Origin of the sequence: Stutzerimonas nitrititolerans, assembly GCF_003696285.1 — a bacterium.
Taxonomy (GTDB): Bacteria; Pseudomonadota; Gammaproteobacteria; order Pseudomonadales; family Pseudomonadaceae; genus Stutzerimonas; species Stutzerimonas nitrititolerans.
This window is the reverse complement of the sequence record NZ_RFFL01000007.1, coordinates 101,548-121,394: the sequence shown is the minus strand read 5'-3', so window position 1 is coordinate 121,394 and position 19,847 is coordinate 101,548. Positions and strand designations below refer to the sequence as shown.

Genomic DNA, 19,847 nt, shown 5'->3' with positions numbered 1-19,847 from the left:
GGCTTAAAGAGGGTCAATCCCAGCTCAACGCCCCACCCGTCTGATACTCAATCACCCGCGTCTCGAAGAAGTTCTTCTCCTTCTTCAAATCCATGATCTCGCTCATCCACGGGAACGGGTTGGTGGTGCCCGGATACTCTTCCTTCAACCCGATCTGCGTCAGACGCCGGTTGGCGATGAATTTGAGGTAGTCCTCCATCATCGCGGCGTTCATGCCGAGGACGCCGCGGGGCATGGTGTCGCGGGCGTATTCGATTTCCAGTTGGGTGCCCTGGAGGATCATCTGGGTCGCTTCGTCCTTCATGGCGGCGTCCCACAGGTGTGGGTTTTCGATCTTGATCTGGTTGATCACGTCGATGCCGAAGTTCAGGTGCATGGACTCGTCGCGCAGGATGTACTGGAACTGCTCGGCGGTGCCGGTCATCTTGTTGCGGCGGCCCATGGAGAGGATCTGGGTGAAGCCGCAGTAGAAGAAGATGCCTTCCAGCACGCAGTAGTAGGCGATGAGGTTGCGCAGGAATTCTTTGTCGGTCTCGACGGTGCCGGTCTGGAAGGTCGGATCGGAAATCGAGCGGGTGTACTTGAGGCCCCAGGAGGCCTTTTTCGCGACGCTCGGGATCTCGTGGTACATGTTGAAGATCTCGCCTTCATCCATGCCCAGCGATTCGATGCAGTACTGATAGGCGTGGGTGTGGATCGCCTCTTCGAAGGCCTGGCGCAGGATGTACTGGCGGCACTCGGGGTTGGTGATCAGGCGGTACACGGCCAGCACGAGGTTGTTGGCGACCAGGCTGTCGGCGGTGGAGAAGAAGCCGAGGTTGCGCTTGACGATGCGGCGCTCGTCCTCGGAGAGGCCGTCCGGGCTCTTCCACAGGGCGATGTCGGCGTTCATGTTCACTTCCTGCGGCATCCAGTGGTTGGCGCAACCATCCAGATACTTCTGCCAGGCCCAGTCGTACTTGAAGGGTACGAGCTGGTTGAGGTCGGCGCGGGCGTTGATCATCTGCTTGTCGCCGACGTGAACGCGGGCGGATTCGCCTTCCAGTTCGGCGAGGCCTTCGCGGATGTCGAGCTCGTTGAGCGCCTGCTTGGCGCGGGCGATGGCAGCGGAGTCGTCAGCGGCGACGGCGCGGGCTTCTTCGACGGAGCCGGCGGCTTCGTTGTCCAGCTTGGCGGTGTTCTGTTGCGCGGGCTGTGCGGCAGCGGCGGCCGGCGCGGCAGTGGTGGTTTCTTCTTCGTCGAATTCGTCCCAGCTCAGCATGGCGGTTTCTCCTGATTGGGGACCGGTGGTAGCCGGTCGGAAGTGTTCGGGTGGCTTTTGGTTTGCACGCAAAAGCGGTGTTCCTTCAGGGGAGGGCGGTGGTGCCCGGGTCCCGGTGTTCTGTATTAGGTCGGGGTTTAGGGCCGGCCTTTTGTGTTGTCTGGTGGGGCTGCCCCTCACCCTAGCTCTCTCCCCGGAGGGGCGAGGGGATGGGTTTTGAGGTGGCTTCGGCTATGCGTTAACTCAGGTTGTGAGTTGGCGGATAGCGTTTCGCGAACAAGTTCGCTCCTACGAAGAGCACGCTTATCAGCGGCAGCTCGGTGCGAGCGCGAAACTGAGTGAGTGAGCGCTAGGCGCCGGGTTGCTTTGGCCCCGGAGCGTACTGTTGTACGTGAGGAGCCGAAGCGGCCCGGCAACAACGCGGGCGCCGCTCAGGTTCGTGCGCCAGTTAACTCACTGGCAGGCTTCGCAGTCGGGCTCATCGATGGCACAAGCTTTTGGTACCGGTGCCGGGCCGGCGGACAGTTCCGGGGTCGGAGCCGCCTTCGCCGGACTGCCGCTGAAGCCGTCGCCGCTGCCGTTGGACACGGCGTTGAGCTTGCCGGTGTTGACGGTGGACTTCTCGGTGCTGGTCGCGGCCAGGGCACGGAGGTAGTAGGTGGTTTTCAGGCCACGGTACCAGGCCATGCGGTAGGTCACGTCGAGCTTCTTGCCGCTGGCGCCGGCGATGTAGAGGTTCAGCGACTGCGCCTGGTCGATCCACTTCTGGCGGCGGCTGGCGGCGTCGACGATCCACTTGGTTTCCACTTCGAAGGCGGTCGCGTAGAGGTCTTTCAATTCCTGCGGGATGCGCTCGATCTGCTGCACGGAACCGTCGTAGTACTTGAGGTCGTTGATCATCACCGCGTCCCACAGGCCGCGCGCCTTGAGGTCGCGTACCAGGTAGGGGTTGATCACGGTGAATTCGCCGGACAGGTTCGATTTCACGTACAGGTTCTGGTAGGTCGGCTCGATGGACTGCGACACGCCGGTGATGTTGGCGATGGTCGCGGTCGGCGCGATGGCCATGATGTTCGAGTTGCGGATACCGTTCTTGACGCGGGCACGTACCGGGGCCCAGTCCAGGGACTCGGAAAGGTCGACGTCGATGTACTTCTGGCCACGAGCTTCGATGAGGATCTGCTGCGAATCCAGCGGCAGGATGCCCTGGCTCCACAGCGAACCCTGGAAGGTCTCGTAGGCGCCACGCTCGTCGGCCAGGTCGCAGGAGGCCTGGATGGCGTAGTAGCTGACCGCTTCCATGGACTTGTCGGCGAAATCGATGGCGGCATCGGAACCGTAGGGGATGTGCTGCAGGTACAGCGCGTCCTGGAAGCCCATGATGCCCAGGCCCACCGGGCGGTGCTTGAAGTTGGAATTGCGCGCCTGCGGCACCGAGTAGTAGTTGATGTCGATGACGTTATCGAGCATGCGCACGGCGGTGCGCACGGTGCGCTCCAGCTTGGCGGTGTCGAGCTTGCCGTCGACGATGTGGTTCGGCAGGTTGACCGAGCCCAGGTTGCAGACGGCGATTTCGTCCTTGTTGGTGTTCAGCGTGATCTCGGTGCAGAGGTTGGAGCTGTGCACCACGCCGACGTGCTGCTGCGGGCTGCGCAGGTTGCATGGGTCCTTGAAGGTCAGCCAGGGGTGGCCGGTCTCGAACAGCATGGAGAGCATCTTGCGCCACAGATCCTTGGCCTGCAGGGTCTTGTGGTTCTTGATCTTGCCGTACTCGATCATCGCCTCGTAGTACTCGTAGCGCTCCTCGAAGGCCTTGCCGGTGAGGTCGTGCAGGTCGGGTACTTCGCTCGGCGAGAACAGGGTCCACTTGCCGTCGTCGAACACGCGCTTCATGAACAGGTCCGGAATCCAGTTGGCGGTGTTCATGTCGTGGGTGCGGCGGCGGTCGTCACCGGTGTTCTTGCGCAGCTCGAGGAATTCCTCGATGTCCAGGTGCCAGGTTTCCAGATAGGCGCAGACTGCGCCCTTGCGCTTGCCGCCCTGGTTCACGGCCACGGCAGTGTCGTTGACCACTTTCAGGAAGGGCACGACGCCCTGGGACTTGCCGTTGGTGCCCTTGATGTAGGCGCCCAGCGCGCGCACCGGGGTCCAGTCGTTGCCCAGGCCGCCGGCGAACTTGGAGAGCAGGGCGTTATCGCGGATGGAATCGTAGATGCCGCCCAGGTCGTCCGGCACGGTGGTCAGGTAGCAGGAGGACAGCTGCGGACGCAGGGTGCCGGCGTTGAACAGCGTCGGCGTGGAAGCCATGTAGTCGAAGGACGACAGCAGGTTGTAGAACTCGATGGCGCGGGCTTCGCGCTGTTCTTCCTCGATGGCCAGGCCCATGGCGACGCGCATGAAGAAGATCTGCGGCAGCTCGAAGCGGATGTTGTCCTTGTGGATGAAGTAGCGGTCGTAGAGCGTCTGCAGGCCGAGGTAGGTGAACTGCTGGTCCTGCTCATGGTTGATCGCGGCGCCCAGCTTGGCCAGGTCGAACTCCTTCAGGCGCGGGTCGAGCAGCTCGAACTCCACACCTTTTTCCACGTAGGCCGGCAGCGCCTTGGCGTAGAGGTCGGCCATCTCGTGGTGGGTGGCGGCTTCGGCAACGTCGAGGAAGCCCAGCGCTTCGGCGCGCAGGGTGTCCATCAGCAGTCGGGCGGTGACGTAGGAGTAGTTCGGCTCGCGCTCGACCAGAGTGCGCGCGGTCATCACCAGGGCGGTGTTGACGTCTTTTTCCGCGACACCGTCGTAGAGGTTCTTCAGGGTTTCACGTTCGATCAGCGCGCCATCGACTTCGGCCAGGCCTTCGCAGGCTTCGCGGATGATGGTCTGCAGACGGCCCAGGTCCAGCGGGCGCTGGCTACCATCGGCCTGGGTGACACGAATGCTCGGGTGCGGCTGGGCGATGTCGCTGCCGGCATTGGCGCTCTTGCGCTTGGTGGCCTGGGCTTCGCGGTAGATCACGTAGTCGCGGGCGACCTTCTGCTCGCCGGCACGCATCAGGGCCAGTTCGACCTGGTCCTGGATTTCCTCGATATGGATGGTGCCGCCGGAGGGCATGCGGCGCTTGAAGGTGGCGGTGACCTGCTCGGTCAGGCGCGCGACGGTGTCATGGATGCGCGAGGAAGCGGCGGCGCTGCCACCTTCCACTGCGAGAAAGGCCTTGGTGATGGCAACGGTGATCTTGTCATCGGTGTAGGGCACCACGGTGCCGTTGCGCTTGATCACGCGTAGCTGGCCCGGCGCGGTGGCGGCCAGATCCGGTGTGGTATCGGCTGCCTGCGAATTCTCGCGAATGGACTCGTTCTGCATGGGGGTCTCCGGATTCTCTTTATGTCGCTGTCGCACGTTAGGTATCAAGGCCATTCTGCCGCGGCCCGTGGTCTCGGTTATTACAGTGGCGCGCGCTGGTGCGCGACGCATGGGATGTCTCTGAAGGACGCTACGAATCGAATGTCACGAAGCATAGTCATCACCCGTGAGGATCACAACCTTGAAACACAACATATAGTGTGATGCGCTTGGTGGGACAACCATCCATGGGCATCGGGAGAGGCATCGCCCCGGTACCTCCATCTGCTGCCGAACGCGCTGTTTCCTGGCTTGCGGGGCGATGTCGTGGGTGCCGGGTGAGGCGTTGAAATAAATGCCTTGCTTTTTTGCGATCTTGTGTCTTTGGCTGATTTCAGCCCCAACATATTGGGCCTGATCGCAAGCGGGCGACACGATAGTGCCGATCATGACCTAAATCAAGGCGCGGAGCAGGAACAACCTGTGGATAACATGTGGGCGATTTGTGGGTGAAAAAGGCCGGCGCCAAAGCAGGCCGCATGGGCCAAGGGATAGCGGGCAACCGACGAAATGCCGTGGGAATTGAGCCTGCTCAAGGCCTTTCGCCCGCATTGCGAAAACACTATATGTAGTGTTCGGAAAAATGACCGCTTGGGGCGCTCCGGCTATTGTCCGCAGCGCTGGCCGGTTACCTGGCCTGGTAGGGAGCTCGCCGTCATCACGGCGATGAATCCGGTGGGGCTGTCGCGATTGCCATCCCGCTGCGCCGTGAAGATACAATCGGCCGAAGCATTGAGGGAGTGAAGTAGATGGAACAAGGTGCCTGGCGCATCCTGATCGTCGAGGACGATCAGCGGCTGGCCGAGCTGACCCGCGAGTATCTGGAAAGCAACGGCCTGCAGGTTTCCATCGAGGCCGATGGCGCACTCGCGGCGCAGCGCATCGTCGAGGAGGCGCCCGATCTGGTGGTGCTTGACCTGATGTTGCCCGGCGAAGACGGCCTGTCGATCTGCCGCAAGGTCCGAGATCGTTATGACGGCCCCATCCTGATGCTCACGGCGCGGGCCGACGATCTCGATCAGGTGCTGGGGCTGGAAACCGGCGCCGATGACTATGTCTGCAAGCCGGTGCGCCCACGGCTGTTGCTGGCGCGGATCCGGGTCTTGCTGCGCCGCCGCGAGAGCCCAGAGGGCGTGGCAGTGAACGCCAGGCGGCTGCAATTCGGCCCGCTGGTGATCGACAGCGCCCTGCGCGAGGCCTGGCTGCGCGAACAGCTGATCGAGCTGACCGGCGCCGAGTTCGACCTGCTCTGGTTGCTGGCGTCCAATGGCGGGCGCATTCTTTCCCGCGAGGAGATCTTTGCCCAGTTGCGCGGCATCGAATACGACGGCCAGGATCGTTCCATCGACGTGCGCATTTCGCGCATCCGGCCGAAGATCGGCGATGACCCGGAGCATCCGCGCCTGATCAAGACCGTGCGTGGCAAGGGCTATCTGTTCGTCTCCGAAGCCTTTGCCTGAGCGATGCCGCCGGTGATCCCGCTGTGCGTCGCGCGTGAGACCCTGGACGCCTGATGAATTCCATCTTCCTGCGTATCTACGGCGGCATGCTGGCAGTGCTGGTGCTGGTGGCACTGCTGGGCGCTGGCGGCCTGCAGCTGCTCAACGAGGTCCGCGCCGACAAGCATCGCGAAAGCCTGGCCGGCGGCACCTTCCGCCTGATGGCGTACAACATGCAGAGCATGACGCCCATCGAAAGGCGCCAGGCGGCCAATCTCTGGGGGCGCCTGCTGGGCATTCCGCTACGGGTACGCACCCTCTCGGACGTGAGTTTGGAGAGCCGCCTCGAAGCCCGCCTGCTGCGCGGCCAGGTGCTGGTCGAGTCGCTGCATCCGGGCCGAGTCACCGTGTACGCGCTGGTCAGGGCCAGCGACGGGCTGGTGCTGACCGGCGATGTCGAGCAGGTCAGCGAACAGCTGGCGCGGGCCACCATCTACCTGCTGATCGACGAACTGGTGCGTTATCCCGAGGAGGAACAGCCCCAGCGGCTTGCGGAGCTCAAAGCCAGGCACGGTTTCGGTTACGAGCTGAGCCTGTTGACCCGCGACAATGCCAACCTCGACGACGATCAGCGCCGCCGCCTGGATGAGGGCGATACGGTGATGGCGCTCGATCGCGGCGGCGACGCGATCCGGGTGTTCGCCGCCGTCGCCGGCACACCCTGGATCATGCAGCTGGGGCCGCTGTACCAGATGAACCCCTATCCCGCGCAGTTGCTGCTTTTGATCGGAGTATTGGGGCTGTCGCTGATCGGCCTGACGGTCTATCTGCTGGTGCGTCAGCTGGAACAGCGCCTGAGCGAGCTGGAAGGCGCAGCCACGCGCATCGCCAGCGGCAATCTGGAGGTGCGCGTGCCGGATGCCGGCACCGATTCGGTCGGGCGTCTGGCGGCCGCCTTCAATGACATGGCCAGGCATCTGCAGCGCCTGCTGGCGGTCCAGCGCGAGATGGTCAGCGCGGTCGCGCACGAGTTGCGCACGCCGGTCGCGCGGCTGCGTTTCGGTCTGGAGATGGCCGGTGATGCGGAAGACGCGGCCACCCGCGGCAAGTACCTCGATGGCATGGACACCGATATCGAGGACCTGGACCGGCTGGTGGACGAGATGCTGGTGTACACCCGCCTCGAACGCGGTTCGCCGGCGCTGGCCTTCAGCGCGGTCGACCTGGCGGCGCTGGTCGATCAGGTGATCGGCGAGCTGGCGCCCCTGCGTGCGGACGTGACGGTAGAGCGCGGTCATTGCCTCGTGGTGGCCGACGGCGGCAGTTGGGCCCAGGCCGAGCCGCATTATCTGCGGCGCGCCTTGAGCAACCTGGTGACGAATGCCATGCGCCACGCCGAAACGCGGGTGCAGGTCAGCTTCATCATCGACGCGCAACAGGCTCGGCTGGTGGTCGACGACGATGGGCCGGGCGTACCGGAGGAGGCCTGGGAGCGCATCTTCACCCCCTTCCTGCGGCTCGACGACAGCCGCACACGTGCGTCGGGCGGGCATGGCTTGGGGCTGTCGATCGTGCGCCGGATCATCTACTGGCATGGCGGCCGCGCCGGGGTCGGCAGCAGCGAGCTGGGCGGCGCGCGTTTCAGCCTGACCTGGCCGCGCGAGCAGGTTGTCCCGTAGGGTCGAATTCATTCGACCGCAGAGAGGGCACAGGTCGAACAAGTTCGACCCTACATGTGCTCGTGCTCTGTAGGGCCGAATTTTTTCGGCCGCAGAGGCAACAGGCTGAACCCGCTCGGCTTGATCCTCTAGTGAAACGCCGACCTATCTCGGAATGCTGACAAGGCTCAGCAGATAACCCTCGAACAGCGCGAACTGGCCTTCGAGCTCGGCGCCGGTCCGCCACTCTCGAGACAGATCGTTGAGCAGGCGCAGGCGCGCATGGCCGTCGGCATCATGCTGAATCAGCTCGGCTTCCTGAAAGTAGAAACGCTTCTGCACCAGCGGGTAGAGCGCCTTGAACAGGCTCTCCTTGATCGAGAAGGTCAGGGTCACCCGCAGCGCGCGCTGTGCTTCGGGCAGTTCGGCGTAGCCCAGCAGTTCAGCGGGCGTGAGAATTTCCGCAGCCAGGCGATCGGCGCGGGTGCTCGGCAGCAGTTTCTCCACGTCCAGCCCAAGACCGCGCCAGTGCTCGGCGCGGGCTGCCACCGCAGCGGCCCAACCGGCACCGTGAGTAATGGAACCCACCACGCCGGCGGGCCAGCAGGGCGAGCGATCCTCGGCTACCGGGAGAATCAGCGGTGCCCCGGTGAGCCGTCGCAGCGCCTCGTGCGCGCAGATCCGCCCGGCGAGGAATTCGGTCTGGCGCTTGTTCACCGCCTTGAGCGGCGCGATGCCCCAGCGGGTGAAATCCTCGGGGTCAAGCCGTTCCGGGTCGAAGCGGGTACTGAGTAGTTGCACGCCGGGCAACGCACGGGGCAGCGGCCAGTGATCAAGCAGCGGCGCGCAGCAGGCTGGAAGAGTGGGTGGCTGGGTCATGTGGCTCATTGTGCCTCAACTCCCGCGGGTGGAGGCGCGAGGATGCGTGGCGCGGCTTCGATGATCTGCCGTGACAGGTTTTCCATCCGCGGCGACTGCACCTTCCAGGTATGCCAGTAGAGGGAGATGTCCAGCGGGGCATCCGGCGCCAGGTCGACGACTTCGCCTCGCGCCAGGGCGTCCTGCGCCAGCGACTCGGGCACCATGCCGTAGCCCAGGCCATGGCGAATGGCGCTGAAGTGCGGTTCGGAGCCCGGTACGTAGTGGCAGGGGTAGGCACCTTCGGGCAATCCCATCCATTGCAGCAGGCAGGATGAGGTCAGGCTGTCCTTGTGCGAATAGGCCACCACCGGCGCCTTGCGCGCGGCGTTGCGGCTCAGGCCGTTGGCGAAGTGGCGGTCGCGAAACGCCACGCTGGCGAGCAGCCGATAGCGCATGCTGCCCAGCGGGCTCGCGGTGCAGCCGCGCAGCGGCTTGGGTTCGGTGCTGATGCAGCCGACCGCCAGGCCCGATTCGAGCAGGTTGTAGGTGTGGTCCTGATCCTCGACGATCAGGTCGAGCAATACCTGCTCGCGAATCAGCACCTCGGCCAGCGCCGGGAAGAACCAGGTGCCCAGGGTGTCGGCATTCAGCGCGGCGACCACCATCAGCGGCGCGTCGCTGCGTTCGGCGAGTTCGGCCATCAGGTCGGATTCGAGCAATCGCGCACGCTTGAGGTATTGCAGCAGGCGCTGGCCGGTCGCGGTGGCGCGACAGGGCCGGCTGCGTACCACCAGGGCGCTGCCGAGTGCGCTTTCCAGCGCACGCACCCGCTGCGAAATCGCCGGCGGGGTGAGGTGCAACCGTGCGGCGGCCTGTTCGAAGCTGCCGGTCTTGATGACGAAGCGGAAGGCCTCAGTCTGCCTGGGATCGAGATTCATGCGGTGGCGCCAGATTAAGAAAATGTTTGTATAGCCTAAAAATACTTACTCGTGCGTCATGAGTATGGATTTGCCTCATAATCGCGCCGCTTTCATTCCTGCCTGTCCATTCCGGAGTCGCCCGTGACGTTGCTGCATATCATCTACCTGGTCGCCATCACCGCCGAAGCCATGTCCGGTGCCATCATGGGGATGCGCCGGGGCATGGACCTGTTCGGCATCTGCCTGCTGGGCACCGTGACCGCACTGGGCGGCGGCACTGCGCGCGACATCCTGCTGGGGCACTATCCGGTGGGCTGGATCGCCAACCCCGAGTACCTGACCTTCACCATCGGCGCGGCCATCGTGACCGGCTTCGTCGCGCGGCACATGCATCATCTGCGCAAGGTGTTCCTCATCGTCGACGGCCTGGGGCTGGTGGCGTTCACGGTGATCGGCTGCGGCGTGGGCATGGAGATGGGGGCGCACCCTTCGATCGTGGTGCTGGCCGGCGTGATCACCGGTATCTTCGGTGGCCTGCTGCGCGACGTGCTGTGCAACCAGGTACCGATGGTGCTGCAGCGCGAACTCTACGCCACGGTGGCGCTGTTCACCGGCGTGCTCTACGTGGGGCTGCTGTGGTTGGGCATCGGCAACAGCATCGCGTCGCTGGTCGCGCTCTGCGCCGGCTTCCTGTTCCGCATGCTGGCGATGACCTTCCAGTGGAAGCTGCCGGATTTCCAGGGCAAGGAAATCCGCGGCCTGGATTGAGTCCGGCGGTACCATGCGTTGCAGATTCAGGGAAGTCGAGCGCTACACTAGGTGCCAGTCAACCAGGGAAACGGAACCGTGCTGAGACATCTGGGAATCAAGAGCCGCGTGCTGGTGCTGTCGTTGCTGCCCGGCACGCTGCTGGCAGTGGTGCTGGGCATCTACTTCACCGCGATGCAGCTCTCGGAGATGCGCCTGCAACTGCAGGAGCGCGGTCATCTGCTCGCCGAGCAACTGGCGCCGCTGGCGGCCCCGGCAATGGCCCAGGGTTACAGCAAGCGCTTGCAGCGCATCCTCAATCAGATACTCGATCAGCCCGACGTGCGCTCGGTGGCGGCGCTGGATACCGGGCGCAACCTGCTCGCCCACGCCGGGCCGAACATGATCACCCCCTCGCCGCCGGCCGATCCCGAGGCGCTGACCCAGGTCAGCAGCCTGGAAACCACGCGCATCCTGATGCCGGTGCAGGGGCGCCATCTGAACTTCGCCACCGAGGCGCCGGGCAACGTGGAGCGCCAGGTCGGCTGGCTGGAGCTCGAGCTGTCCCACCAGGGCACCTTGCTGCGCGGCTACCGCAGCCTGTTCACCAGTCTGTTGCTGATCGGCGCGGGCCTGATCGTCACCGCCTTGCTGGCGTTGCGCATGAGCAGCACCATCAGCGCGCCGCTGCACCGGGTGAAGGCGGCGGTGGCGCAGCTCAAGGACGGCTATCTGGAAACCAGGCTGCCGGCGCTGGGCAGCCACGAGATGGATGAGCTCGCCTCGGGCATCAACCGCATGGCCGAGGCGCTGCTCAGTGCACGCGAGGAGTTGCAGCAGAGCATCGACCAGGCCACCGAGGACGTGCAGCAGAACCTGGAAACCATCGAGATCCAGAACATCGAACTGGATCTGGCGCGCAAGGAGGCGCTGGAAGCGAGCCGGATCAAGTCCGAGTTCCTCGCCAACATGAGCCACGAGATCCGCACGCCGCTCAACGGGATCCTGGGCTTCACCCACCTGCTGCAGAAAAGCGATCTCACCCCGCGTCAGCAGGATTACCTGGCGACCATCGAAAAGTCCGCCGACAGCCTGCTGGGCATCATCAACGAGATTCTCGACTTCTCGAAGATCGAAGCCGGCAAGCTGGTGCTGGAGAGCGTGCCCTTCAACCTGCGCGACCTGATCGAGGACACCCTGACCATTCTCGGCCCGGCCGCGCACGCCAAGCAGCTGGAGCTGGTCAGCCTGGTCTATCGCGACACGCCGCTGTCGCTGGTGGGCGATCCGCTGCGGCTCAAGCAGGTGCTGACCAACCTGGTCAGCAACGCCATCAAGTTCACCAACGAAGGCACCGTGGTGGTCCGCGCGATGGTCGAAGACGAGCGCAGCGACCGTGCTCAGCTGCGCATCAGCGTGCAGGACACCGGCATCGGCCTGACCGATCAGGACCTGCGCGCGCTGTTCCAGGCGTTCAGCCAGGCGGACAATTCGATCTCCCGGCAGCCCGGGGGCACCGGCCTGGGGCTGGTGATTTCCAAACGCCTGATCGAGCAGATGGGCGGTGAGATCGGCGTCGACAGCATTCCCGAGGAAGGTTCCGAATTCTGGGTCAGTCTGAGCCTGCCCAAGGCGCGCGACGATGCCGAGGACCTGCCGCGTGCCGCGCTGCTGGGGCGCCGGGTGGGACTGCTGGAACAGCATCCGCTGGCGCGCCAGGCGTTGCAGCATCAGCTGGAGGCCTGCGGGCTGGCGGTACTGCCGTTCGACAGCCTCGATCAGTTGCAGGATGCGGTGGTCGCCGCGCGGGCGAGCGAGCAGCCGATCGAGATCGCGGTGCTGGGTGTGACCATGCGTGAAATCTCGCCGCCGCAGCTGTGCCAGCGGCTGTGGGACTTCGAGGCGTTGGGCTGCAAGTGCATCGTGCTCTGTCCCACCAGCGAGCAGGCGCAGTACCACGACGCCCTGCCCGAAACCCACACCCATACCCAGTTGCAGGGCAAGCCGGCCTGCACCCGCAAGCTGCAGCAGGTGTTGCTGGAACTGCTGCGTCCGCCGCAGGCATTGGTCGAGCAGATGCCGGTTTCCGATAGCCGACCGCCCAGCGTGCTCTGTGTCGATGACAACCCGGCCAACCTGATGCTGCTCGAAACCCTGCTGACCGACATGGGCGGCGAGGTGGTGGCCGTCAGCAGCGGGCAGCAGGCGCTCGAAGTCGTGCAGCAGCAATCGTTCGACATGGTCTTCATGGACGTGCAGATGCCCGGAATGGACGGCCGGCAGACCACCGAGGCGATCCGTCGCTGGGAGCTCGAAAGCGGTCAGCCGCCGCTGCCCATAGTCGCGCTTACCGCCCACGCGCTCTCCAACGAGAGGCGCTCCCTGCTGCAGAGCGGCCTGGACGATTATCTGACCAAGCCGATCAGCGAGCGGCAGTTGGCCCAGGTGGTGCTGAAATGGACCGGCCTGCCGTTGCGGCGGGGCGCTGTCGCGGTACCGGCCGAGAGCATCGCGGCGGAGAGCGAACTGAAGGTGCTGGATGCCGAAGAGGGGCTACGCCTGGCCGCCGGCAAGGCCGACCTGGCGGCGGATATGCTGAGCATGCTGCTGGCGTCGCTGGAGGGCGACCGCCAGTCGATTCGCGAGGCCCGTGCCGCCGAGGATCAACAGGCGCTGATCGACCGCGTGCATCGCCTGCACGGCGCCACCCGTTACTGCGGCGTGCCGCAGCTGCGCGCGGCCTGCGAACGCAGCGAGACCCTGCTCAAGCAGCACCACCCGAGCGCCGGCAGCGCACTGGATGAACTGGACAGCGCCATCGAGCGACTGGCGCGCGAGGCTCGGGTCTTCTAGTCACGAAGCCTCAGGCCTTTCGACCTTCGGGGCCTTTAGCGTCTCTTGCCTTCATTCCCCCATGACCAGGCCCTCGCGGCGAGGGTCGGCGCCGCCGAACCAGCCGCTGGCCGTACGCTGGATGGCCTGCAGGCCGCTGGTCATCTCGCTTTCGCGCACCTCGTGGCCGCGTGCTTCCAACGCCTTCAGGCTGCTGCGCGGAAAGCGTCCGGCCTCCAGCATCGTCGGGCCGTTGTAGCTGGCGAAGTTCGGCAGGTCGATCGCCCGCTGCGCATCCAGGCCCCAGCCATACATGCCGAGCAGGGTTTTCGCGGTGAAGTGGATGATCGCCGCGCCGCCCGGCGAACCGACGCTGGCCAGCAGCCGGCCGCTATCGGCCTCGAACACCAGTGTCGGGCTCATGCTCGAGCGTGGCCGCTTGCCCGGTTCGACGCGATTGGCCACCGGTTTGCCCTGGGCGTCACGCGGCTCGAAGGCGAAGTCGGTGAGCTCGTTGTTCAGCAGGTAGCCGCCCGGCAGCCCGGTGCCGCCGTCGTTGAGCAGGCGCGAGCCGAAGGCCTGTTCGATAGAGGTGGTCATCGCCAGCGCGTTGCCGTCGGCGTCGACGATGCTGATGTGGCTGGTGCCGTACTCCGGCTGCTCGGGTTGCGGCGCGAAGGCCAGCGGCAGCGGCCCCGGGTTGCCCGGCTCGGCGGTACCCATGCTGGTCGGGCCGATCAGGCTGGCACGTTGCTTCAGGTAGCCCGGGGCCAGCAACGTATTCCAGTCGCCGCCCGGCGCCGGGGTGAAGTCCGGGTCGGCCAGGTACTGCGCGCGGTCGGCATAGGCCAGGCGCGCCGCCTCGGTGTAGCGGTGCAGGAAGTCGGCGGACGGCAGGCCCTGCTCGAGAGGTGCCAGCGGCCCCAGTTGCTCCAGCAGGCCGAGAATCTGCATCTGAGCGATGTGTCCCGAGGAAGGCGGCGGGAAGCCGCAGACCTGGTAGCGCTGCTGCCACAGGGTACAGATGGCTTCGCGCTGGCGCGGCTGATAGCCATCCAGGTCGCTGAGCGACAACCGCCCCGGATTGCTCGGGTGTCGATTCACCTGTTGCACCAGCGCCTCGGCGTTTTCGCCCTGATAGAAAGCGGCGCTGCCGTGTTCGGCGATCTCGCGCAACAGCGCGGCGAGGGCGGGATTGCGCAACCGATGGCCGACTGGCCAGGGGTTGCCGTCGGCCTGGTAATAGAAGGCCGCGGCCTGTGGATCGTCACGCAGGGCCGGGTCCTTCTGCAGCAGGCCATGCAGGCGCGGGCTCACCGGGAATCCGTCGTCGGCGAGGTGGATGGCGGTCTGGAACAGCGATTTCCAGGGCAGCTTGCCGTGCTCCCGGTGCGCTTGTTCGAGCATCTTCACCGCGCCGGGCACGCCTACCGAACGGCCGCCGATCACTGCCTGCTGGAAGTTCATCGGCGTGCCGTCCGGTTGCAGGAACAGTGTTTCGTCGGCGGCGGCCGGAGCCGTCTCGCGGCCGTCCAGGGCGACCACGCGCTCACCGTCCCAGTGCAGCAGAAAGGCGCCGCCACCGATCCCGCTGGATTGCGGCTCGACCAGGGTCAGCACCATCTGCACGGCCACGGCGGCATCCAGCGCGCTGCCGCCCGCCTTGAGGATTTCATAACCGGCCTCGGTCGCCAGCGGATTGGCCGCCGCCACGGCGAAGCGCTCGGTGGCCCAGCCGGGTTTGGCGGTATAGCCGGTAGCGGCTTCGGGAAGAGCGGGTACCGACACGTCCGTTTCGGGACTCTGGCAGGCCGCCACGCCCAGTAGCAAAAAGCCTGAAAGAAGTGCCGTGCGGGTATCGAGCATGGAATTTTCCCCGATGCAGAAGAAAAGAATCAGCAGCTTACAGAACGGGATGACTCCCGCCGATGGGGGCGGGTTCGTTCATGCCCTGCGCCTGGGTCGTGGAACCACCTCGGACATGGGCCCAGCGGTCTGCCCGTGATCGGTCGATGCCGGTATCATGTGCGCCTTTTCACGCCGTGCGGTTCAACCACGCCATGACAATTCAGTACCCGACCATTGCCGACTGCGTCGGCAACACTCCGCTGATTCGCTTGCAACGCCTGCCGGGCGAAACCACCAACACGCTGCTGGTCAAGCTCGAAGGCAACAATCCGGCTGGTTCGGTCAAGGATCGTCCGGCGCTGTCGATGATCGCCCGTGCCGAGGCGCGTGGCGACATCAAGCCCGGCGACACCCTGATCGAGGCGACTTCGGGCAATACCGGCATCGCCCTGGCCATGGCGGCGGCGATCAAGGGCTACAAATTCATCCTGATCATGCCGGACAACTCCAGCGCCGAGCGCAAGGCGGCGATGACCGCCTACGGTGCCGAGCTGATCCTGGTAAGCAAGGAAGAGGGCATGGAAGGCGCCCGCGACCTGGCGCTGAAAATGCAGGCCGAGGGGCGCGGCAAGGTGCTCGACCAGTTCGCCAACGGCGACAACCCCGAAGCGCATTACAGCAGCACCGGCCCCGAACTCTGGCAGCAGACCGGCGGCAGCATCACCCATTTCGTCAGCTCCATGGGCACCACTGGCACCATCATGGGCGTGTCGCGCTACCTCAAGGAGCAGAACCCGGCGGTCCAGATCATCGGCCTGCAGCCGATGGAAGGCGCGGCGATTCCCGGTATCCGCCGCTGGCCGCAGGAGTACCTGCCGAAGATCTACCAGGCCGAGCGCGTAGACCGCGTGGTCGACATGTCCCAGGCGGAGGCCGAACAGGTCATGCGCCGTCTGGCCCGCGAAGAAGGCATCTTCTGTGGGGTTTCCTCGGGTGGCGCGGTGGCGGCTGCGCTGCGGCTGTCGCGCGAAGTGGAGAATGCGGTGATCGTGGCGATCATCTGCGACCGGGGCGACCGCTACCTGTCGACCGGCGTCTACGACGAACCGAAATGAGCAACCTTTTCCCAACTGGCTGGAGCAACTGATGGCCCGTCACGGCGGCGGCCTGCGCTTCCAGCCCAGCGGTGGCGAAAGGAAACCGCAGATTCCGGTGGGCAAGAAACAGCGCCTGAGCGTCGAGCGCCTGGCCAACGATGGGCGCGGCATCGCCTTCGTCGAGGGGCGTACTTGGTTCATCGAAGGGGCGCTGGCGGGCGAGCAGGTCGAAGCACGGGTGCTGGCGGCACGCAGTCAGGTGGTCGAGGCGCGGGTCGAACGGGTGCTCGCCGGCAGTGCCCAGCGACGCGCCGAGCCCTGTCCCCATGCACGTGTGTGCGGCGGTTGCACCTTGCAGCACCTTTCCGCTGAGGATCAGCTGGCGCTCAAGCAGCGCAGCCTGGCTGAGCAACTGTCCCGTGTGGCCGGCGTCGAGCCCGAGCAGTGGGCCGCGCCGCTGACCAGCCCCGAGTTCGGCTATCGGCGCCGCGCGCGCCTGGCGGTGCGCTGGGACAACAAGGCGCGGCGGCTCGACGTGGGCTTTCGCGCCAGCGCCAGCCAGAACATCGTTTCCATCGAACAGTGCCCCGTGCTGGTACGGCCCTTGCAGTTGCTGTTGCCGGCGCTGCTGGCGGTGTTGAAGGCGCTGGACAAGCCGCAGGCGATCGGCCATGTCGAGTTGTTCAGCGGCACGGCCGAAGCGGTGCTGGTGCGGCATACGGCCCCGCTGAGCGATTTCGACCGCCAGCGACTGGTCGCTTTCGCCGGCGAGGCGGGCGTCCAGCTCTGGCTCCAGGGTGAAGGGCCGGCGGCACCGCTGCGGCCCGCACAGGTGCTGGGTTATCGCCTGGCCCAGTGGGACCTGCAGCTGGAATGGCGGCCGGGCGATTTCGTCCAGGTCAACGAGCCGGTGAACGAGGCGATGGTCGCCCAGGCGCTCGACTGGCTGGCTCCCGTGCAGCATGCACGCGTGCTGGACCTGTTCTGCGGGCTGGGCAATTTCGCCTTGCCGCTGGCGCGTGCCGGGGCGCAGGTGACGGGTGTGGAAGGCGTCGAGGAGATGGTCGAGCGGGCGCGCACCAATGCCGTGCACAACGGCTTGGAGAATGCGCACTTTTATCGAGCGGACCTGTCGAAGCCGCTGGCCGAAGCCGGCTGGGCATGCGAAGGTTTTCACGCCGTGCTGCTCGACCCCCCGCGCGACGGGGCCTGGGAAGTGGTGCGGCAAATGGCGACACTGGGTGCGGAGCGTATCGTCTACGTTTCCTGCAACCCGGCAACGCTGGCGCGCGATGCGGCCGAGCTGGTGCGCCAGGGTTACAGGCTCAAGCGTGCCGGGATGCTGGACATGTTCCCGCAGACGGCCCATGTCGAGGCCATGGCGCTGTTCGAGCGCCCGGCGGGTTAGACGGGCGAACCGCCCGTGGATCAACCGACCGGCACAGAGAATGTCGGCGTACGCGACGCAGTTGCTGCGTAGAAGGAAGGTAATCAGATGGTCCAGGTCAGAGCTCTTCAGCCGATCAACACCGACGGCAGCATCAATCTCGATGGCTGGCTCGATCACGTGCTGGGCATGGACCCGGCACTCGACCGCGCAGCGCTGAAGGAAGCCTGCGAGTTCGCCCGCGAAGCGGAGCAGCAGGCCAACGCCGCGCAGAATCTCTGGAGCGAGGGCACCTCCAGTTACCGGATAGGCCTTGAGATCGCTGAAATCCTCGCCGACCTCAAGCTCGACCAGGACAGCCTGGTCGCCGCGGTGATCTATCGCGGCGTGCGCGAAGGCAAGGTGCAGCTCGCCGACGTGCATCAGCGTTTCGGTCCGGTGGTGGCCAAGCTGATCGAGGGTGTGCTGCGCATGGCGGCCATCAGCGCCAGTCTCAATCCGCGCGAATCCCTGGTGCTGGGCACCCAGACCCAGGTGGACAACCTGCGCCGGATGCTGGTGGCCATGGTCGACGACGTGCGTGTCGCGCTGATCAAGCTGGCCGAGCGCACCTGCGCCATCCGTGCGGTGAAGAATGCCGATGACGACAAGCGCCACCGCGTGGCGCGCGAGGTGTTCGATATCTACGCGCCGCTGGCCCACCGGCTGGGCATCGGCCATATCAAGTGGGAGCTGGAGGACCTGTCCTTCCGCTACCTGGAACCCGAACAGTACAAGCAGATCGCCCAGTTGCTGCATGAGCGACGCCTGGATCGCGAGCAGTACATCGACAACGTGGTGCAGCAACTGCGCGACGAGCTGACCGCCGCCGGCATCCAGCCGGAGATCGACGGTCGCGCCAAGCACATCTATTCGATCTGGCGGAAGATGCAGAAGAAGGGCTTGCAATTCAGCCAGATCTACGACGTTCGCGCCGTGCGCGTGCTGGTGCCGGAAGTGCGCGATTGCTACACCGCGCTCGGCATCGTGCATACGCTGTGGCGACACATCCCCAAGGAATTCGACGACTACATCGCCAATCCCAAGGAGAACGGCTACCGCTCGCTGCACACGGCGGTGCTGGGCCCCGAAGGCAAGGTGCTGGAGGTGCAGATCCGCACCCTGGCCATGCACGAGGAGGCCGAACTGGGGGTGTGCGCGCACTGGCGCTACAAGGGCACCGACGTCAATTCCAGCTCCGATCATTACGAGGAGAAGATCGCCTGGCTGCGCCAGGTGCTCGAATGGCACGAGGAGCTGGGCGACATCGGCGGCCTGGCCGACCAGCTCCGGGTCGATATCGAGCCCGACCGGGTCTATGTGTTCACCCCGGACGGCCACGCCATCGACCTGCCCAAGGGCGCCACGCCGCTGGACTTCGCCTACCGCGTGCACACCGAGATCGGCCATAACTGCCGCGGAGCCAAGGTCAACGGGCGCATCGTGCCGCTCAACTACAGCCTGCAGACCGGCGAGCAGGTGGAAATCATCACCAGCAAGCAGGGCTCGCCGAGCCGCGACTGGCTGAACCCCAACCTGGGCTACATCACCACCTCGCGCTCGCGGGCGAAGATCGTCCACTGGTTCAAGCTGCAGGCGCGCGACCAGAACGTCGCGGCCGGCAAGGCGTTGCTGGAGCGGGAACTCGGCCGGCTCGACCTGCCACCGGTGGATTTCGACAAGGTGGCGGAAAAGGCCAACCTGAAGAACGCCGAAGACATGTTCGCCGCCCTCGGCGCCGGCGACCTGCGGCTGGCCCATCTGGTCAACCTGGCGCAGCAACTGGTGGAGCCGGAGCGCGGTTACGACCAGCTGGAGCTGATCCCGCGGCGCTCGGCGCCCTACAAGCCGGGCAAGCGCGGCGACGTGCAGATCCAGGGCGTGGGCAACCTGCTGACGCAGATGGCCGGCTGCTGCCAGCCGCTGCCGGGCGACCCCATCGTCGGCTACATCACCCTCGGGCGTGGCGTCAGCATCCACCGCCAGGACTGCCCGTCGGTGCTGCAGCTGTCTGGCCGCGAACCGGAACGGATCATCCAGGTCAGCTGGGGGCCGGTGCCGGAGAAGACCTATCCGGTGGAAATCTTCATCCGCGCTTACGACCGCGCCGGGCTGCTGCGCGACATCTCGCAGATGCTGCTCAACGAGCGGATCAACGTGCTGTCGATGAATACCCGCTCCAACAAGGAAGACAGCACCGCGCAGATGTTGCTGACCATCGAGATTCCCGGGCTGAACGCGCTCGGGCGACTCCTGAGCCGGATATCGCAGTTGCCGAACATCATCGAGGCCAAGCGGCAGAGAGCGTCCTGACCTACTGCGCTCGGCCAAACTGCGTTGAAAGCCCGTTGGAAAATGCTCATTGGCA

Annotated in this window: 13 protein-coding genes; 7 read left to right on the top strand and 6 right to left on the bottom strand. The window is 65.3% G+C overall.

The window, feature by feature from the left end; genetic code table 11:
* Positions 1 to 13: 13 nt before the first annotated feature.
* The 3 genes from EA795_RS10680 to EA795_RS21300 form a co-directional block, all read right to left on the bottom strand.
* Entirely contained in the window at positions 14 to 1,261 is a 1,248-nt protein-coding gene (locus tag EA795_RS10680) for a ribonucleotide-diphosphate reductase subunit beta (RefSeq protein ID WP_122077136.1), read from the bottom strand.
* 453 nt (positions 1,262 to 1,714) lie between these two features.
* The gene (locus EA795_RS10675) at positions 1,715 to 4,612 is read right to left on the bottom strand and encodes a ribonucleoside-diphosphate reductase subunit alpha (RefSeq protein ID WP_122077134.1); all 2,898 of its coding nucleotides are present in this window, start codon (positions 4,610 to 4,612) and stop codon (positions 1,715 to 1,717) included.
* A 144-nt stretch (positions 4,613 to 4,756) separates the two neighbouring features.
* Positions 4,757 to 5,041: a hypothetical protein gene (locus EA795_RS21300; protein ID WP_205891484.1), complete on the bottom strand. Its 285-nt coding sequence runs from the start codon at positions 5,039 to 5,041 to the stop codon at positions 4,757 to 4,759.
* A gap of 359 nt (positions 5,042 to 5,400) precedes the next feature.
* Between EA795_RS21300 and EA795_RS10670 the strand changes: the two genes are divergently transcribed.
* Positions 5,401 to 6,111 (top strand): winged helix-turn-helix domain-containing protein, encoded by a 711-nt coding sequence (locus EA795_RS10670; protein ID WP_058075476.1) that lies wholly within the window; start codon positions 5,401 to 5,403, stop codon positions 6,109 to 6,111.
* Positions 6,112 to 6,164: 53 nt separating this feature from the next.
* Positions 6,165 to 7,769 carry an ATP-binding protein gene (locus EA795_RS10665; RefSeq protein ID WP_014853335.1) on the top strand — a complete coding sequence of 535 codons (1,605 nt, stop codon included), beginning with the start codon at positions 6,165 to 6,167 and terminating at the stop codon, positions 7,767 to 7,769.
* 144 nt (positions 7,770 to 7,913) lie between these two features.
* Here the strand turns inward: EA795_RS10665 and EA795_RS10660 are convergent, their stop codons facing one another.
* On the bottom strand, positions 7,914 to 8,627 hold the full coding sequence (locus EA795_RS10660) for a 4'-phosphopantetheinyl transferase family protein (protein WP_122077314.1): 714 nt from the start codon (positions 8,625 to 8,627) through the stop codon (positions 7,914 to 7,916).
* Between the two features lie 5 nt (positions 8,628 to 8,632).
* Complete coding sequence (locus tag EA795_RS10655; protein WP_122077132.1) at positions 8,633 to 9,547, bottom strand: HTH-type transcriptional regulator ArgP; 915 nt, start codon at positions 9,545 to 9,547, stop codon at positions 8,633 to 8,635.
* 123 nt (positions 9,548 to 9,670) lie between these two features.
* Between EA795_RS10655 and EA795_RS10650 the strand changes: the two genes are divergently transcribed.
* A complete protein-coding gene (locus tag EA795_RS10650; RefSeq protein WP_014853338.1) occupies positions 9,671 to 10,297 on the top strand; it encodes a trimeric intracellular cation channel family protein in 627 nt (208 codons plus the stop codon).
* Between the two features lie 78 nt (positions 10,298 to 10,375).
* Positions 10,376 to 13,129: a response regulator gene (locus EA795_RS10645; protein ID WP_205891483.1), complete on the top strand. Its 2,754-nt coding sequence runs from the start codon at positions 10,376 to 10,378 to the stop codon at positions 13,127 to 13,129.
* Between the two features lie 51 nt (positions 13,130 to 13,180).
* Here EA795_RS10645 and EA795_RS10640 read toward each other — a convergent pair whose 3' ends face one another.
* Positions 13,181 to 14,974: a gamma-glutamyltransferase family protein gene (locus EA795_RS10640; RefSeq protein WP_122077129.1), complete on the bottom strand. Its 1,794-nt coding sequence runs from the start codon at positions 14,972 to 14,974 to the stop codon at positions 13,181 to 13,183.
* Between the two features lie 194 nt (positions 14,975 to 15,168).
* Between EA795_RS10640 and cysM the strand changes: the two genes are divergently transcribed.
* The 3 genes from cysM (at position 15,169) to relA (ending at position 19,792) form a co-directional block, all read left to right on the top strand.
* The gene (cysM, locus tag EA795_RS10635; RefSeq protein ID WP_014853341.1) at positions 15,169 to 16,071 is read left to right on the top strand and encodes a cysteine synthase CysM; all 903 of its coding nucleotides are present in this window, start codon (positions 15,169 to 15,171) and stop codon (positions 16,069 to 16,071) included.
* 31 nt (positions 16,072 to 16,102) lie between these two features.
* Entirely contained in the window at positions 16,103 to 17,461 is a 1,359-nt protein-coding gene (gene rlmD / locus EA795_RS10630) for a 23S rRNA (uracil(1939)-C(5))-methyltransferase RlmD (RefSeq protein ID WP_122077126.1), read from the top strand.
* Positions 17,462 to 17,548: 87 nt separating this feature from the next.
* The gene (gene relA / locus EA795_RS10625; RefSeq protein WP_122077123.1) at positions 17,549 to 19,792 is read left to right on the top strand and encodes a GTP diphosphokinase; all 2,244 of its coding nucleotides are present in this window, start codon (positions 17,549 to 17,551) and stop codon (positions 19,790 to 19,792) included.
* Positions 19,793 to 19,847 lie beyond the last annotated feature (55 nt).

Bases quoted from the DNA above. Each gene is read 5' to 3' on its own strand.
- rlmD (WP_122077126.1), top strand. From the start codon at position 16,103: ATGGCCCGTCACGGCGGCGGCCTGCGCTTCCAGCCCAGCGGTGGCGAA.
- EA795_RS10660 (WP_122077314.1), bottom strand. From the start codon at position 8,627: ATGACCCAGCCACCCACTCTTCCAGCCTGCTGCGCGCCGCTGCTTGAT.
- EA795_RS10665 (WP_014853335.1), top strand. From the start codon at position 6,165: ATGAATTCCATCTTCCTGCGTATCTACGGCGGCATGCTGGCAGTGCTG.
- EA795_RS10680 (WP_122077136.1), bottom strand. From the start codon at position 1,261: ATGCTGAGCTGGGACGAATTCGACGAAGAAGAAACCACCACTGCCGCG.
- EA795_RS10670 (WP_058075476.1), top strand. From the start codon at position 5,401: ATGGAACAAGGTGCCTGGCGCATCCTGATCGTCGAGGACGATCAGCGG.
- EA795_RS21300 (WP_205891484.1), bottom strand. From the start codon at position 5,041: ATGATCGGCACTATCGTGTCGCCCGCTTGCGATCAGGCCCAATATGTT.
- EA795_RS10655 (WP_122077132.1), bottom strand. From the start codon at position 9,547: ATGAATCTCGATCCCAGGCAGACTGAGGCCTTCCGCTTCGTCATCAAG.
- EA795_RS10640 (WP_122077129.1), bottom strand. From the start codon at position 14,974: ATGCTCGATACCCGCACGGCACTTCTTTCAGGCTTTTTGCTACTGGGC.
- cysM (WP_014853341.1), top strand. From the start codon at position 15,169: ATGACAATTCAGTACCCGACCATTGCCGACTGCGTCGGCAACACTCCG.
- EA795_RS10675 (WP_122077134.1), bottom strand. From the start codon at position 4,612: ATGCAGAACGAGTCCATTCGCGAGAATTCGCAGGCAGCCGATACCACA.
- relA (WP_122077123.1), top strand. From the start codon at position 17,549: ATGGTCCAGGTCAGAGCTCTTCAGCCGATCAACACCGACGGCAGCATC.